The organism is Sodalis sp. RH15, assembly GCF_047324255.1.
GTDB lineage: Bacteria > Pseudomonadota > Gammaproteobacteria > Enterobacterales > Enterobacteriaceae > Acerihabitans > Acerihabitans ligni.
Genome location: NZ_CP178738.1, coordinates 22,655 through 38,397 on the forward strand (window position 1 = coordinate 22,655; position 15,743 = coordinate 38,397).

Consider the following 15,743-nt stretch of genomic DNA (forward strand, 5'->3'; position numbering starts at 1 on the left):
TTATGCCGTGAAATGATGTCATTTGACGAATCAATCGATACATGGCTAGATAATGGCGGGTGATCTACGTCATTCGGGTGTAACAAACTTTCAGGTAAGTTGGATCAGGGTCCTTATGAACGAACAATATTCGGCAATGCGCAGCAACGTTAGTATGCTCGGGAAGCTTCTGGGCGACACCATTAAAGATGCAATGGGTGAAAATATCCTGGATAAGGTAGAAACCATCCGGAAGCTGTCCAAATCCTCCCGGGCGGGTAGCGAGACGCATCGCCAGGAATTGCTAACCACGTTGCAAAACCTGTCCAATGACGAACTGCTGCCGGTGGCTCGTGCGTTTAGCCAGTTTTTGAATCTGACCAACACCGCGGAACAGTTTCATGCCATTTCCCCCCATGGGGAAGCCCTTAATAATCCGGAAGGATTAGGTAAGGTTTTTGCCCGCCTGAAAGATAATAAAGAGCTGGATGACAAAGATATCCGCGCCGCCGTGGAATCGTTGTCCATTGAATTGGTGTTGACCGCCCATCCCACTGAAATTGCCCGCCGGACCTTGATCCATATGCTGGTTGAAGTCAATAACTGCCTGAAACAGTTAGACCACAGCGATTTGGCGGATTATGAGCGCAAGCAAATCATGCGCCGGCTGCGTCAACTGGTGGCGCAATACTGGCATACCGATGAAATACGCCATAACCGTCCCTCCCCGGTTGACGAGGCCAAATGGGGATTCGCCAATGTGGAAAACAGCCTGTGGGAAGGCGTACCGCAATATTTGCGCGAGCTGAACGAACAGTTGGAAAGCGTGTTCGGATTCAGCCTGCCGGTGGAAAACGTACCGGTGCGCTTCACCTCCTGGATGGGGGGCGACCGCGACGGGAATCCCAATGTCACCGCCGACATTACGCGCCGCGTGTTGTTGCTCAGCCGCTGGAAAGCCGCGGATCTGTTCCTGCGCGATATCCAGGTTTTGGTTTCCGAATTATCCATGACGGAATGCACGCCGGAAATGCGGGCGCTGGCGGGCGGCGACGAGGTGCTGGAACCTTATCGCGTGGTGATGAAGCGCCTGCGCGGGCAATTGGTCGCCACTCAGAACTGGCTGACCGCGCAGGTAAAAGGCGAACACCTGCTGCCGCCGGATGATCTGCTGGAAAGCAACGATCAGCTTTGGCAGCCTTTGTATACCTGCTATCAATCGCTGAAAGCCTGCGGCATGAATATCATTGCCAGCGGCCAGCTGCTTGACACGCTGCGCCGTATCAAATGTTTCGGCATCCAGCTGGTCCGTATCGATGTGCGCCAGGAAAGCACCCGTCATACCGAAGCGTTAAGCGAGATCACCCGTTATCTGGGACTGGGGGATTATGAAAGCTGGTCCGAGGCTGACAAACAGGCATTTCTGATCCGCGAACTGAACTCCAAACGGCCTTTGCTGCCGCGTTATTATCAGTTAAGCGACGAGACCCACGAAGTGCTGGAAACCTGCCGGGTGATAGCCGATGCGCCGCAGGGTTCCATTGCCGCTTATGTCATCTCCATGGCGAAAACCCCTTCCGATGTGCTGGCGGTGCATTTATTGCTGAAAGAAGCCGGCTGCCAGTTCCCGTTGCCGGTCGCCCCGCTGTTTGAAACATTGGACGATCTGAATAACGCCGATGACGTGATGAGTCAATTGCTGGGTATCGATTGGTATCGCGGCTTTATCCAGGGCAAGCAGATGGTCATGATCGGCTATTCCGACTCCGCCAAAGACGCCGGGACCATGGCGGCCTCCTGGGCCCAGTACCGCGCGCAGGACGCGCTAATCAAGACCTGTGAAAAAGCCGGCATCGCCCTGACGCTGTTCCACGGACGCGGCGGCTCCATCGGACGAGGCGGCGCGCCGGCCCATGCGGCATTACTGTCGCAGCCCCCGGGAAGCCTGCGGGGCGGACTGCGGGTCACCGAGCAAGGCGAGATGATCCGTTTCAAGTTCGGCCTGCCGGAAGTGGCCATCAGCAGCCTGGCGCTCTACACCGGGGCGATACTGGAAGCCAATCTGCTGCCGCCGCCGGAACCTAAGCAGGAGTGGCGTACGCTGATGGACGACCTCTCCACCACCTCCTGCAATATGTATCGCGGTTATGTGCGTGAAAACCCCGACTTTGTGCCTTATTTCCGTTCAGCCACCCCGGAACAGGAACTCGGCAAACTACCGCTGGGATCGCGCCCGGCGAAACGGCGGCCCAACGGCGGCGTGGAAAGCCTGCGCGCCATTCCGTGGATTTTTGCCTGGACGCAGAACCGGCTGATGCTGCCGGCCTGGCTGGGGGCCGGCGCCGCCTTGCAAAAGGCCGTCGACGAAGGCAAGCAGGATGAGTTGGAAGCCATGTGCCGCGATTGGCCGTTTTTTTCCACCCGTATCGGTATGTTGGAGATGGTGTTCGCCAAAGCGGACTTATGGCTGGCGGAGTATTACGACCAGCGTCTGGTGGAAGAGAAGTTATGGCCCCTCGGGAAGCAGTTGCGCAAGCAATTGGCGGATGATATCAACGTGGTGCTTACCATTGCCAATGACGATCATTTAATGGCCGACCTGCCGTGGATCGCGGAGTCCATCGCCCTGCGCAACGTCTATACCGACCCGCTGAACGTACTTCAGGCGGAACTGTTGCATCGCTCGCGCCAGCAGGAACAGCCCGACCCTAGGGTGGAACAGGCGCTGATGGTGACCATCGCCGGCGTGGCGGCGGGAATGCGCAATACCGGTTAGCAGAAAGATATCGTCAAATTCAAACCGGGCCCTGAGGGCCCGGTTGAGCTTATCGACAAAGTGTCCGGTCGGGACAGGCTGCCAGATCGTAAACACGCCGTGAACCCGTCCCTGGGGGCTCGATCCGCGCCATCCCTGGCGCGGACGGTTTACTCTTCAGGCAGCCTGTCCCGCCTTATTGAATCCGAGCATGTTTGTCAGCAATCTGAACAGGGCACTGGGGGCCCGGTTCTGAATTGACGGACTCGCGACTTAAACCTGGGTCTGTTCGGCGGCGACCTGCGGCCTCACGCCGAGGGTATGGCAAATGGCGTAGGTCAAATCGGCGCGATTCAGGGTATAGAAATGAAAATCCTTCACCCCTTCCCGGCTGAGGATTTTCACCATATCCATAGCAATGGAGGCGCCGACCATTTTGCGGGTTTCAGCATCGTTATCCAAACCGTCAAACATGCTGGTCATCCAATTCGGCACCTTTACATTGGTCATGGCGGCGAAGCGTTGCAGCTGTTTGAAATTGGATACCGGCAGAATGCCGGGGACGATTTCGGTTTCAATGCCGGCGGCCACGCAGCGATCGCGAAAACGCAGATAGCTTTCCACATCAAAAAAGAACTGGGTGATGGCCCGGTTGGCGCCGGCTTCCACTTTCTTCTTCAGGTTAATCAGATCGGACTGGGCGCTTTTGGCTTCCGGATGCACTTCCGGATAGGCAGCCACGGAAATATCAAAGTCACCGACTTTTTTCAGCAACGTCACCAAATCGGCGGCGTACATGGCCGGTTTACCGCTGCCGGGGGGCAGGTCGCCGCGCAGCGCAACGATATGACGGATGCCGCTGTGCCAATAGTCTTCGGCAATCTTTTTCAGCTCCTCCGGCGTGGCGTCGATGCAGGTCAGGTGAGGCGCGGCATCCAGGCCGGTGCGCTCCTTGATATCCTTGATAATGCTATGGGTGCGGTCTCGCTCGCCTGAGTTGGCGCCGTAAGTCACCGAGACGAAAGTGGGTTTAAGAATGCTCAGGCGATCGATGGAGTGCCATAGCGTTTGCTCCATTTCGCTGGTGCGCGGAGGAAAAAACTCAAACGAGACGTTGATATCGCCCTGTAATTCAGCCAGATTTTGGTTCAGGGCTTCCCGCTGATTGGCGTGAAAAAAACTCATACCTTTTCCTCTTGCGCGTGGGATTGTTCATTGATGACTATACGCTGATGACGGTGCGTTGCGAACTCATCTTGGTATGCGTCTATACGTTTAGACGGCTAAATTGAATTTGACGGAAATCGTTAGCAGAGTCAACAAAATCATTGCCGACGATGGGGAGGAATGTTCACCAATGTTGAAAATTTTTCACTTTAACGTGATTGACGTTTGCCAACGACCCGGGCTATTCCTGGCGGTCGTTTGAGTGCATAAACTTCAGTTGGTTATGGAAGAGAAAATATTTTGAATATTGAAAAATGAGATCAAATCAAAAAAGACCAAACCAGTTGGACACGTTTGGAGATTTAACTGATTGCCTTTCTTGAATAAGTTCGGCTATCTTATCAAACCCTTTGCGCACTGCCAACTCATAGGCTGTCATCCCATATATATTCTTGATATCTAATTTTAAATTTGGGATTTGAAGTAACTTCTCGGTTACGCCAAAAAACTCATGGGCTACCGAAAAATGCAGCGCAGTATTATTTTGCCGGTCAATTAGGTTAACGTCTACACCTCTTTTCGCTAAATCCTCAATAAGATAGTGATAAGGACTCAATATAGCCAAATGCAATAATGTCTCTTTGTTATTGTTCTGGTGGTTTATTGCAATAGATTCTTTATCAAGGAATAGATCAATGATAGCTTTATTTATACCATTATGCTTTTTAGCAAAAGCATGTCTTAAAGCCAGATCCCCATTTTCATCACAGACATTAACATTAATTCTTTTATGATCCAGCAGTGTCTTCACAATGTCGAAATTACCACATTTCACCGCATAGTGCAGGAGAGGGAGATAATTTTGATCATCATCATCGAGATCGCTGATATTACAATTGTCATCCAAATCAATGCCTGGCATGTCAAGAAGTTTAGTTAATGTACTTATATCATTATTCTTAATAGCATAATGTAACGGCGTATATCCCTCTTTATTCCTGGCATTAATATCTACACTTTCAATCTTAAGTAGAATGCTACATATATCACTTTTCTGGCTTTGAACCGCTCAATGCAACAAGTTATTATCTGTCTTATCCTCTTTAACAAGAAAATAGTTAATATTCATTAAACGCAGAAGATTAATACTCTGACAATCACCCTTATCAACCAGCGAAAACATAGCTCCAGCTAAATCTTTACCAGTCGCTAACTCAATGTTACGCACGGCTTGGGATAAGAAGAGATGAGACGTCGCTGCCAACGGCAGTGATTCCGAGATTGACATATTCTTTAATATTTTACCAATAATTTCTACAGGCAACCTATCAAAATAAGTGATATTATTATTCTTCATGGTGTGAGCGCTATTTTGTACGCCTATTGGCGGCTTTTGCCATAAGCTGAAACTTTGCGTATTGGGATCATACATTATATAATTTCCACTAGGACTGGAAGCAGTAGTACTAATCATCATTTGATATTTCTCATTTATTTAATATTATTTTATCTAAATTAAATATTTAACTTATATATACATGAAAAAAAAATAATATGGCAAATTATGAATTTTTTAAAATATTAATCAATTATCTCATTTGCCGCTAGATTCCGTTCGAGCAGGCCAATTAATTAACCTGTCATATCATGGTATCGATAGCAACTGTTCAACACAGATATTATCGCCGATTTTTGAACAAGAGAAATGAACAAATCGGGCGGAGAAAACGTTCGGCAAAAAATGTTAAACTCGGTTGAAGTCGATTTGGTAGCACCGGCGGTACCGGAGCGTTTATTAACAGAGGACCGTCGTGAGCTCACCTTACTATTCAAAGCAAACGTTATTCAAATTTGCTTTCAGCCATTTGTCGCCGCGTCGCCATCTTACTGCAGCTTAGATCAGCCAAGGTGTATATCTTGATATCAGTGTTTGTGATTGCGTAAAAATTCTTGAGCGCTCATGATTTTTTTCCACTTAACCCCTCAAATAATTTTCCTGTCTCGCGATGACCCTTCCTCTACGCCATGAGTTGTAGATTTTGTATACGATATTGACTTAACCCCGTCTTAATTTGAGGATGACGGCTTGCGGAATTTGCCCTCGGGCGGCATTTGCACCACCCGGCAAATTGATTTACAACAGCTGCGCCAACCTGTTGAGATCCGACTGGATAGCGCCGGCGGTGACGTCCCGCCCCGCCCCTGGCCCGCGAATCACCAGCGGGTTATCCCGATACCAGCGGCTCTCGATGGCAAACACGTTGTCGCAGGGCAGCAATGCCGCCAGCGGATGCTCCCGGCGTACCGCCTCGACCCCGACGCGGGCCTTGCCATTGGCGTCAAAGCGCGCCACATAGCGCAAAACCAGACCCAATTCGCTGGCCGCCTCCAGCCGCCGGGTCATTTCTTCATTCAGGGCATCGCCATCTTCGAAAAACTGATCCACCGAGCCGCTTTCGCTGCTTGCGGAAACCAACGATTCCACCCGCACCTGATTCGGCTCGATGTCGTAACCCGCTTCCCGGGCCAGTATCACCAGCTTGCGCATGACATCCTGGCCGGACAGGTCCACCCTGGGATCGGGTTCGGTAAGACCTTGTTGCCAGGCTTGCTCAACCAAATCGGTAAAGGGCACCGTACCGTCGAATTGTAAAAACAGCCAGGAAAGCGTGCCGGAAAAAATACCGCTGATGGACAGGATACTGTCGCCGCTGTCACGCAGGTCGCGCACCGTATGGTTAACCGGTAGACCGGCGCCAACCGTGGCGTTATAGAGCCAATGCCGCCCCGTTTTGGCAAAAGCGTCGCGAATTTGGCGATAATTATCTCCGCTGGAGGCCCCCGCCAGTTTATTGGCGCTGATGACATGAAAACCGTAGCTGGCGAAATCAAGATATTGATCCGCCAGGATTTCGCTGGCGGTCACATCCAGCACCACCAGATCGTCATAGGGATGAGCGCGCATCCAGAGAAACAGTTCTTCCGGATCCTGCTCAACGGCTTCATCGTTGAAGAAGGCCAGCGCCCGGCTGGCGTTGAGTCCCTCATAGTCAAGGAGGCTGCGCTGGCTGTCCACTACGCCGCTGAGGATAAATTCAAAGCCGGTACGGGCCGACAGGCTTTCCTGTTCGCGGGCAAACAGCTCCAGCCAGCGGGAGCCGATATTGCCTTTGCCGAACAGCACCAGGCCGATGCGCTTTTCAGCGCGAAACAGCGAGGTATGCAAGCCCTGAATGACATGTTCGGTGGGACCGACGCGCAATACCGCCACCAGGCTGATGCCGTCTTCCGCCTGCCAGAAAAACTCCACCGGCTGATATTTAAGCTGCTGATAAAAACGGTGGCAGTGCAGGGGGTTTTTGGCGACGCCGGCCCCCACCATAGCCACCAGCGCCAATCCTTCGCGCAGCTGCAATTGACCGGGCAGCTCCGCCTTTTCCAGTACCTGATAGACACTGCCGGCCACTTCGGCGGTATAGCAAAGCTGAATCAACCGACGATCGCGATGGACCCCCATGGCCAACGGTTTGATTTGCGTTCTTTTCAGAGCCGCATCAATCTCTTTTTGCGCCTGGCTGAAATCATGCTGCGGCGCAACCGACAGCTCAATCAGGCAAACATCATCATGGCTGGTGACAATTTTGGCGCCGGTGCCTGACGCCAGCACCCTTTCTATACGGGTCGATCCCTGTTCCGGCTGATAGCTGCAGCGCAGCATCAGGTCGATATCGCTGCCGGACACCGGCTGCAAGGTACGGGTATGGAGGACCGGCGCGGCCAACCGCGCCAATTCGCTGGCTTCATCAAGACGCAGCAGCGGCAGCAGACAGGCATCCTTGACCTTGCGCGGATCGGCGCTGTACACCCCCGCCACATCACTCCAGATGGTGACTCGCGTTACCCCCGCCAGGGCGCCGATTTGGGTGGCGGAATAATCGCTGCCGTTACGCCCCAGCAATACCGTATCCCCCGCCTGGTTACGGCTGATAAATCCGGTTACCACCAGGCGCTTGTTGGGATATTGGGTCAAGATCCGCTGTAACAGCGGCCAGGAGAGGGCTTCGTCCACCTGCGGCTGTGCGGCATATTCGGCACGCAGGAAATCACGGGCATCTAGCCAGGCCGCATCGATATCCTGATGGTTGAGCACCGCGGCCATCAGCCGCGCAGACCAGATTTCCCCGTGTCCCACCACTTCGGCATAGACGGCTTCGGTCATCTTGCCGTCCAGCAAGACCGCCAGGCGCTCGAGATCGCGCACAAACTCGGCGAACATCGCATCCGCCTGATCGGAGGGTAGCAGGCCGCTTATCAGTTGATGCTGATAACGACGGAGAGTTTGCTGGATCTGATGCGCGGAGATACGATCGCTCTGGCTGAATTTAAGCCAACTAATTAGCTGGTTAGTGGTGCTTCCCGCTGCGGAGACTACCATCAGATCGCCGGGTTGGCTGTATTCGGCCATAATACCCGCCACCCGTTGATAACATTTCACATCCGCCAGACTGCTGCCGCCGAATTTATGCAGTTGCCTGCCCACCGGGCGTCCAATCGTCCCTAAAGCACTCATACTTACCTCTTAGTCGCTGCCTGGAAGGCTTGTTCCAAATCAGCTATCAAATCTTCACTGTCTTCGATACCCACCGACAGACGCAATAGGGTTTCGCCGATACCGGCCGCCGCGCGCGCTTCCGGCGCCATGCCGGCATGGGTCATGGTCGCCGCATGGGAAATCAGGCTCTCCACACCGCCAAGGGATTCCGCCAGTGTGAACAGCTCCAGGCTGGACAAAAAGCGTCGCAACACGGCTTCGTCGCCATCCAGTTCAAAGCTCAGCATGGCGCCGAAGCCCGACTGCTGGCGGCAGGCGATTTCATGGCCGGGATTGCCGGGCAACCCGGGATAATACAGTTTTTTTACCAGCGGCTGCCGCTGCAAGTAGTCCACTATATCCTGGGCATTGCTTTGCTGCTGCCGAATGCGCGGATTCAGGGTACGAATCCCGCGCAGCAGCAGATAGCTGTCGAATGCGCCGCCCGTGACGCCGATGTTATTGGCCCACCAGGCCAGTTCGGTGGCGAGGGCTTCATCTTTGGCAATCACCGCGCCGGCCACCACATCGGAATGTCCGTTCAGGTATTTGGTGCAGGAATGCACCACCAGATCGGCGCCCAATGTGAGCGGTTGCTGCAGCGCCGGACTCATAAAGGTATTATCCGCCACGCAGATGGCGCCGGCCTCATGGGCAGCCCGGCAAATCGCGGCGATATCCACTACCCTCAGCAACGGATTGCTCGGCGTCTCAATCAGCACCAGCTTGGGATGTTCGGCCAGTGCCGCCCTCAGCGCCGCTTCATCACCCTGATCGACGAATTTTACCCGATACGCGCCGCGTTTGCTCAGACTATCGAACAGGCGATAGCTTCCGCCATAACAATCATGAGGCGCCACCAGCAAATCGCCGGGCTGAAGGAAGACCGTGCAAACCAGATGTATCGCCGACATACCGCTGCTGGTCAGTACCGCGCCGGCGCCATTCTCCAAATCAGCCAAGGCCCGCTGCACGATATCACGGGTCGGATTGCCCCGCCGGGAGTAGTCATGCGCGCGGGGTTGATTGAAATCCACAAAGTTATAGGTGCTGGAAAGCGTGATTGGCGGAACAACGCAACCGAACTGTTCATCATCATTAAGCCCGCTGCGAACTGCGATTGTGGCCTGTTTGCGCGTCATGTACTCACATCCTGATCAGTGCTGGAGAGTGGAGGTAAAAGAGTAACCTCCTCTTAGATAGACGTCAATACATCTGGACATCTAAACTTCTTAGCGTATAGATTGAGCAAATTATCAATAACAGCTAAAATTATGCGGGTTTAAAGTGTTAAAATCTAATCTCTCTTTTACCGTGGGTAATGGTAGCGGTCGAGTGCGTTATGATAGGAAAAGCTGATAAGTCGCAAAATAAGCGGGCGTGGAGTAGTGAGTAACACGAAGTTCCGGCATAATTGGCTCGTTTTTAGCGAATTTTAATCATTTTATGAGAAATTAAGGTATCCCATGGCGGAATGGAAAGGCGAATATGTCAGCCCTTATGCTGAACATGGTAAAAAAAGTGAGCAGGTTAAAAAAATTACGGTATCCATTCCGCTGAAGGTTCTGAAAATTCTTACTGACGAAAGAACCCGGCGGCAGGTTAATAATTTACGTCACGCCACCAACAGTGAACTGCTTTGCGAAGCCTTCCTGCACGCATTCACCGGACAGCCATTGCCCGATGATAACGATCTTCGCAAAGAGCGAAACGATGAAATACCGGAAGTAGCCAAAGAGATGATGCGCGAAATGGGTATTGATCCTGAGACCTGGGATTATTAACGCATTATATGCCGTAACAGCGCGCTTGGCGTAATTGCCGATTTGTCCCGGGCGTTCACGGGATTAATTCCATGAGCCTGACGAACCGGCGGAATTCTCTCTGGAAAAGATGCAACACAGGCTCGGCCGGCATATGAAAATACAAGAAATAGTATCCGGCCGCCGGCGTTCATTCCAAATCGGTCATCAAGGCAAAGCGGTTGAGCAACTGGCTAAAACGCCGTTCAATCTGCTGACGCAAAACAGGCGACGGCTCCTCTCCCGTCTGGATCTGCTCATGATATTGCCGCAATAGTTCTTCCAGCGGCAGTGTGCGATGTAATGGTTGCTGGATGGAGAAGACCGCGGTTTTAAGGGCCGACACCGTCATGTAGCGGCCCTTGGATTGCTCCAGCTGGTTTAATTGTTGCCCCAGTTGTTCCAGGCGTGTACGCGCCAAAAAAAAATTTGCCAATTCTTCTTCGGGCGTTGCATTGGCCAAACGCTGCCGGCGCCAATCAGCGGAGAGGCGCTTGATCCGCTCGCTATAAGGCCATAATTGACGAGCCTGCGCTAATAAGCCATCGCCGTGGCGGTGCGCCCATAATGGCGGCAGTCCCCCCAGCTGTTCCAACCGTGCCCCGGTGGCCTGTATCACCGCCGGCTTGGCCTGCGCCCGCTCCGCCGGCGAATGATGTTGCTCCAGGACATTGATTCTGCGTGACGGTAACGCGGCCGGCAAGGGTTGCGTTGTTGCCAGCAGGGTTTGGTCCAGGGTTTCTGCGGAATGCCGTTGTATCAGCATGCATCCCGCTACAGTCAGGGCAGTGATGAATATGCCTGCCGCAAAACCTTGCCAGGCTTTCCAGCGCGGCAGCCTAAGTTCGGCGACATGTATGCGCGGATGCGCCTGGTTTTTGGTTTCGGCAATATAGATGAGGGGTTCACTTTGCAATCCGGTCATGGAAGAGATGGCCGAAAGGTGATTAGACCCGCCGGGCAGCGGCGGGTTATCCGCCCTGATAGAGGAATCGTCGGTATGTTCCAGACGCAGCGCGGTATCATGGATGGTTTGCCGCAAGATATCCAATTTGCAAAGATGATTGAGTTCGAGAGTGCGCAACGCATCGCAAATCGTCTCCATCCCCCGATCGGCACGGTATAACAGGGCCAAATCTCCGTAGTCCACGTGGATCATACGCCAGACCTGCTGCAACCGCTCGCAGAGACCCGCCAGCAGCGCCACTCTTGCATGGGTTGGCCGGGGCCAGAAAACTGCCCATTGCTGGATAACCAATGCCGCTATCAGTTCAACGCCCTCGCACAATCCCGCCAGACCCGCCACTCGGGCTCGCGCCAACGTAAAATCCACCGCGGTATGCAGTTCAACGCCGTTTCGGCGGAACAGCGCCAGGCAAAGTTGTTCAATGCGTAACCAGTCCACGTCCGGGCGGGCGGGATGATGTAATTTATCCAACTCATCACGCAATGCGGTAAATTCGGTAAAACCACGGGGATCGCCGCCGGTGCTGACCCTATGGCCAGTGGTCATCAATGACATAACGCCTCTGTCTAAATTATTAATTTCAGTGAATTAAAGCTGTTTCAGACGGCCGGTAATTCTGCACTTCCGGCATGAATTCACCACCGGCCCCCGCCTTGGGCGGCCAGTCTGAAACCAGAGCAAATGCAAGACGAAACGCATTATCAGATTAAAAAGCGCTGTTGCCGGAGATGGCGAACAAGCATTTTACCTTGAGCGCTAAAGGTGGTACCGAAGGTGATTGGGCCGATGCCTTTGAGTTCCGCTTCAATGGAATATTCCAACTGCCCCGGAAGACATTGTGGCAACAGACTAATGGCAACGCCTTCCAGGCGCGGCTCGTATTTCAGCAGTACTAATGTCATGGTGGTTAGCAGGCCATATGCCGAGCCGGGCATGCCCTGCAGGATTTGACTCATATCCGGCAGACCGTAATCCGGCAAATGGCTGAGAGTGCCGGCCCGGCAATTAAGAATGCGCTGCAGATTGTCCAGCACGGAGAGGATGACCTGATCGCTGCCGCTAATTTGATGCAGTTCCATCTCGCCGCTGAAATTGTGCATCATCATTTCATAGAGCGAGGGATTTTGATGTTGCATTTTTTACTCCTTCGGCGCTTTCAGGCTCAGGGTATTCTCCCCCAGTTCAATCACGCGTGGGCTATCCGGATCCAACTGCTCACGGGGGATAATAATCCGCCAGGTGTTCTTTACCGTATCCGGCGAGCGGAACAACCCTACCACCGCCACACACTTCGCCTCTTTTTCCATTGGCATATTGAGCTGTGCGCCTTCGCCCGGCTTCACCACCACTTCCCGCCAAGACAAAAGATCTTCCCGCAGCAAGGTTTCACCATCGGTCAGCAGGCGTTGGTAGGTCGCTTTATCTACCTTGCTACCGTCGCGAAGCTGATAGACCCGTACCATAGTCGGTACCGACAGGGCAGTCATATCCGTTTCATCAGTATTCAATGACGCCCGAGCGCTGAAATCCAGATACAGCGTCTTGATTTGTTTGTAGAAAATGGCTTTAGCGACGGAACCGGTGCCGTCCACCACGCTTTGCGTCAGACCGCAGCCGCTCAGCGAAGAAATGATAAAGGTTAATACAAGCGGCGTTTTAAAAGCGATAACGGACATTCTGACACTCCATTGCAACGGTATTCGGCTGTAATCCCTGATAGCGCCCCAGGCCGATGGTGATGGCAGCAGGTATAGCCGACGAGGGTTCGGCGGGCCTCAGTCCAAGTACGCCGGTTAACCCCAATTGCACCTGTTTTCCGCCCAGTACCGGCGCCGGTAAACAGCAGCTGGACAGCCTCAGCTTTAAACGGATCGAACAACGCCAGCCCAGATAAACCCTCAGCAAAACCAGAAAATCCCGCTGCAAGGGGCCGCCCGGCAACCAGTCCCGCGCCTCATTGGGATTTTCCGTTGCTAACGTCAGTAACAGTTGGCTGTTGACATCCCACCCCGAGCCGCCAAGCACCACCCGTTGACTTAGATTTACCCTACGGGTTTTATCCAGGGCCGCCGCGGGAGTCAGGGTGATTTTTTGCGGCCAGTGAGGTGTCACCGAAGCGACAGTATCGGGTGCCAGCAGGGCTACCAGCGCTACCATTCCTTCCGCGGTGCGGGTCGGCAGACGCATCAGGCCAAGCAGCGCCAGAAATCGCGACATCGGTGTGGCGATATGAGCTGCCGTCCCCGGTATCCCCAGGCCAATTAGCCCCAGCAGACATTGGGAGATGGCATCCGTGCCGCCGGCGGCAAACGTGGCCGGATAGGAATACTTGCGCCAGATACGGTAAAATTGAGTAAAGATGCGGTGGTTAAAGATATCGAGGAAGGCTTCAAGGGCCTCATGCCCTTCCCGCTGGCGGGTGATATCATCCAGGTACGGCGTCGGTAACGGCGAATCCACGCCGTACAATCCGAGAAAGGAGGTTCGTACCGTGGCCGGGCGTCCGGGGCGTTCTCCATCGGTCTCGATGGCTTTCAATTCGCTGACCGGAAACCCCATGCCGGGATGAGGCCTGAAACGCACCGGATCGTTTGCCGGGTCGGCGGTACTGCCCAAAGGAAGGCTATCCGGCACGGCCAGTTCCACCAGTTGGCAAAAACGGTATACATCCACCTCAGCCATCCGATCGGCCATCGCTTCAACCAGCCGGGTAGCCCTCAGCCGGGCACCCGCTGACTGTGGTTCTCTTTCCATCGCAAACATGTTCCCAAGGGTTGAAGATTTAGCGTTAGCCGGGTAAAGAGATGGACATCAGCGTACAGCGCAAAGAAACGGCTGAGCATCTCGCCGAACAGGCTGATATCCCCTTCGCCGGCAAAACCGTTGCTATCAAGAGTGATTTCGATGTCGACGCCTCGCAGCAGGAAGCCTTTTTCGAATCGTTGTGCCAAATGGTGTTTCACCTCGACTATGGCGGCCAGGCGACGGCGGTTGAGTTCATCTTCCGTCCAGTCATAAAGCGCCAGCGTGCCCCGCAGCACTTCAGCATTGTCCATCATCGACAGGAAATTCGATCCCAGATGACTCAATACCCGCCAGTGGAAGCGATCCCGGTTCGGAGGATAACAAGGATGGGTGGGCGCGCACAGATTGCGCACGGCGAGGCCCGTTTGCGTGGATTGCACTACCGTATCCAGCAGAGTGCTTTGCAACGCCTTGCGGGGCAGTTGTCCGTTAGTGCCGGTCAATGTCAGAGACAGACACTCATTGGCGCTGAGTTTGTCGGTGTCGAACGCCTCGCCGCCCAAAATCAGCCAGGTATCGTGTATACCGCTGGCGCCGCGTTTGACGCGGGAATGGAAATAGCGCTCCGGCGCCTGCGCACGCAGCATGCCACCCTTGTGGCGAAAGCTGCTGAACGGTACGTATTCTTGATGTCCGCTGTGTTTGGAGGAAATCACGCTGTCCACTGAATAGATTTCAGTATGGCCGTCCTGCATGCGCATGGGCCGCAGCAGATAATCGGTTGCCAACGGAGAAAGCGTCAACGGATCGGCCTCGAGGGGAAACAGGTTTATCACCGGCACGCAGTGCAGGCGGATACTTGTGGTATCGATCCGCAAGTCATGGCGCCATTGCTCGCTAAGCACCACGTCCAGCTCAAACCAGGGCATTCCCTGCGTTAAAACGATGTACTCCAGTCCGTGCAACGCCACGAACATGAATTTTTCCCGGAACGTGAAGTATTCAAGCAACAATTGGTAGCCGCTGAAGGCACAGTCCCCTTTCGGCCACAGCCGATCCCGGTCGCCAAACCCCAGCGGCGAAAAAAAGCCTTCCAGCGGCCGGCGGTCCGTGTCGCCGGGCAGCCGAATGTACATCCCCTGGGTTTTCAGCGTTAGCGCCCGATGCAGCGCGCAGGCCACCGTGCTGTCGGCATTGAGGTATAACGGCAGGCGGCACAGGTCAGTTTGGCTCCAATCCGCCAGTTCGCCGCAGCCGAACCGCAGCCGGATGACAGAGCGGCCGTCCGGTTCGGTAACAACGCCGGCCGATTCCACAGACAGCGGGGTTAACGTCATGTCCTGGGTGGTGGTGTAGCGGCAGCGTGTCCCCTGAGGCCCCATGGGCCTGGACATCACCTCGAACCCGCGGCCGACGGTCTCACTGTGCTTCATCAGGCGCCGGTCTGGCGTCAATTCAACGATGGATAGCGACGGTATGGTGCGTAGATAGTGCGGCCACAGCAGGCTCACCAGCCCTTCGGTCAGCTCGGGCAGATCATCATCAAGCTTTTCACGCAGCCGCCCCATCAGGAAGGCAAATCCCTCAAACAGGCGCTCTACATAGGGATCGCGCGCGCCGACCTTGTCGAGGTTGAGCATCGCCGCCCGGTCAGGGTGCGCTTCGGCGAATTCCTTGCCCGCCTCATGCAGATAGCGCATTTCGGCGTCAAAATAACGCAGGGTCAAATCATCCATG

The 15,743-nt window shown here is 54.0% G+C and carries 12 protein-coding genes and 1 pseudogene; 2 read left to right on the forward strand and 11 right to left on the reverse strand.

What is annotated here, in order from left to right:
* Nucleotides 1-115 precede the first annotated feature (115 nt).
* Nucleotides 116-2,755 (forward strand): phosphoenolpyruvate carboxylase, encoded by a 2,640-nt coding sequence (gene ppc / locus ACL2XO_RS00100; RefSeq protein ID WP_413741947.1) that lies wholly within the window; start codon nt 116-118, stop codon nt 2,753-2,755.
* A 252-nt stretch (nt 2,756-3,007) separates the two neighbouring features.
* On the opposite strand, the gene metF is transcribed toward ppc, so the two are convergent.
* The 6 genes and pseudogenes from metF to metB form a co-directional block, all read right to left on the reverse strand.
* A complete protein-coding gene (gene metF / locus ACL2XO_RS00105; protein WP_132924388.1) occupies nt 3,008-3,919 on the reverse strand; it encodes a methylenetetrahydrofolate reductase in 912 nt (303 codons plus the stop codon).
* Nucleotides 3,920-4,226: 307 nt separating this feature from the next.
* Nucleotides 4,227-4,808, reverse strand: coding sequence for an ankyrin repeat domain-containing protein (locus tag ACL2XO_RS00110; RefSeq protein WP_413741948.1), 582 nt, complete (start codon nt 4,806-4,808; stop codon nt 4,227-4,229).
* A 3-nt stretch (nt 4,809-4,811) separates the two neighbouring features.
* Nucleotides 4,812-4,958, reverse strand: a pseudogene (locus tag ACL2XO_RS00115) (ankyrin repeat domain-containing protein); the annotation flags it as partial.
* Nucleotides 4,959-4,970: 12 nt separating this feature from the next.
* Nucleotides 4,971-5,333 (reverse strand): hypothetical protein, encoded by a 363-nt coding sequence (locus tag ACL2XO_RS00120; protein WP_413741949.1) that lies wholly within the window; start codon nt 5,331-5,333, stop codon nt 4,971-4,973.
* A gap of 702 nt (nt 5,334-6,035) precedes the next feature.
* Nucleotides 6,036-8,471, reverse strand: coding sequence for a bifunctional aspartate kinase/homoserine dehydrogenase II (locus ACL2XO_RS00125; protein WP_413741950.1), 2,436 nt, complete (start codon nt 8,469-8,471; stop codon nt 6,036-6,038).
* A gap of 2 nt (nt 8,472-8,473) precedes the next feature.
* Nucleotides 8,474-9,634, reverse strand: a complete 1,161-nt coding sequence (gene metB / locus ACL2XO_RS00130) for a cystathionine gamma-synthase (RefSeq protein WP_132924382.1) — start codon at nt 9,632-9,634, stop codon at nt 8,474-8,476.
* 324 nt (nt 9,635-9,958) lie between these two features.
* On the opposite strand from metB, the gene metJ reads away from it, so the two are divergent.
* Nucleotides 9,959-10,276, forward strand: a complete 318-nt coding sequence (metJ, locus tag ACL2XO_RS00135; protein WP_132924380.1) for a met regulon transcriptional regulator MetJ — start codon at nt 9,959-9,961, stop codon at nt 10,274-10,276.
* A 169-nt stretch (nt 10,277-10,445) separates the two neighbouring features.
* Here the strand turns inward: metJ and ACL2XO_RS00140 are convergent, their stop codons facing one another.
* From ACL2XO_RS00140 to tssF, 5 genes are all read right to left on the reverse strand, one after another.
* Nucleotides 10,446-11,816 carry a VasL domain-containing protein gene (locus ACL2XO_RS00140; RefSeq protein WP_413741951.1) on the reverse strand — a complete coding sequence of 457 codons (1,371 nt, stop codon included), beginning with the start codon at nt 11,814-11,816 and terminating at the stop codon, nt 10,446-10,448.
* A 146-nt stretch (nt 11,817-11,962) separates the two neighbouring features.
* Complete coding sequence (gene tssE / locus ACL2XO_RS00145; RefSeq protein WP_413726045.1) at nt 11,963-12,397, reverse strand: type VI secretion system baseplate subunit TssE; 435 nt, start codon at nt 12,395-12,397, stop codon at nt 11,963-11,965.
* A gap of 3 nt (nt 12,398-12,400) precedes the next feature.
* Nucleotides 12,401-12,937, reverse strand: coding sequence for a type VI secretion system lipoprotein TssJ (gene tssJ, locus ACL2XO_RS00150; protein WP_413726046.1), 537 nt, complete (start codon nt 12,935-12,937; stop codon nt 12,401-12,403).
* A complete protein-coding gene (gene tssG, locus ACL2XO_RS00155; RefSeq protein WP_413741952.1) occupies nt 12,918-14,015 on the reverse strand; it encodes a type VI secretion system baseplate subunit TssG in 1,098 nt (365 codons plus the stop codon). The genes tssJ and tssG overlap by 20 nt, the downstream gene beginning before the upstream one ends.
* A complete protein-coding gene (gene tssF / locus ACL2XO_RS00160) occupies nt 13,979-15,742 on the reverse strand; it encodes a type VI secretion system baseplate subunit TssF (RefSeq protein ID WP_413741953.1) in 1,764 nt (587 codons plus the stop codon). The genes tssG and tssF overlap by 37 nt, the downstream gene beginning before the upstream one ends.
* Nucleotide 15,743: the final 1 nt, after the last annotated feature.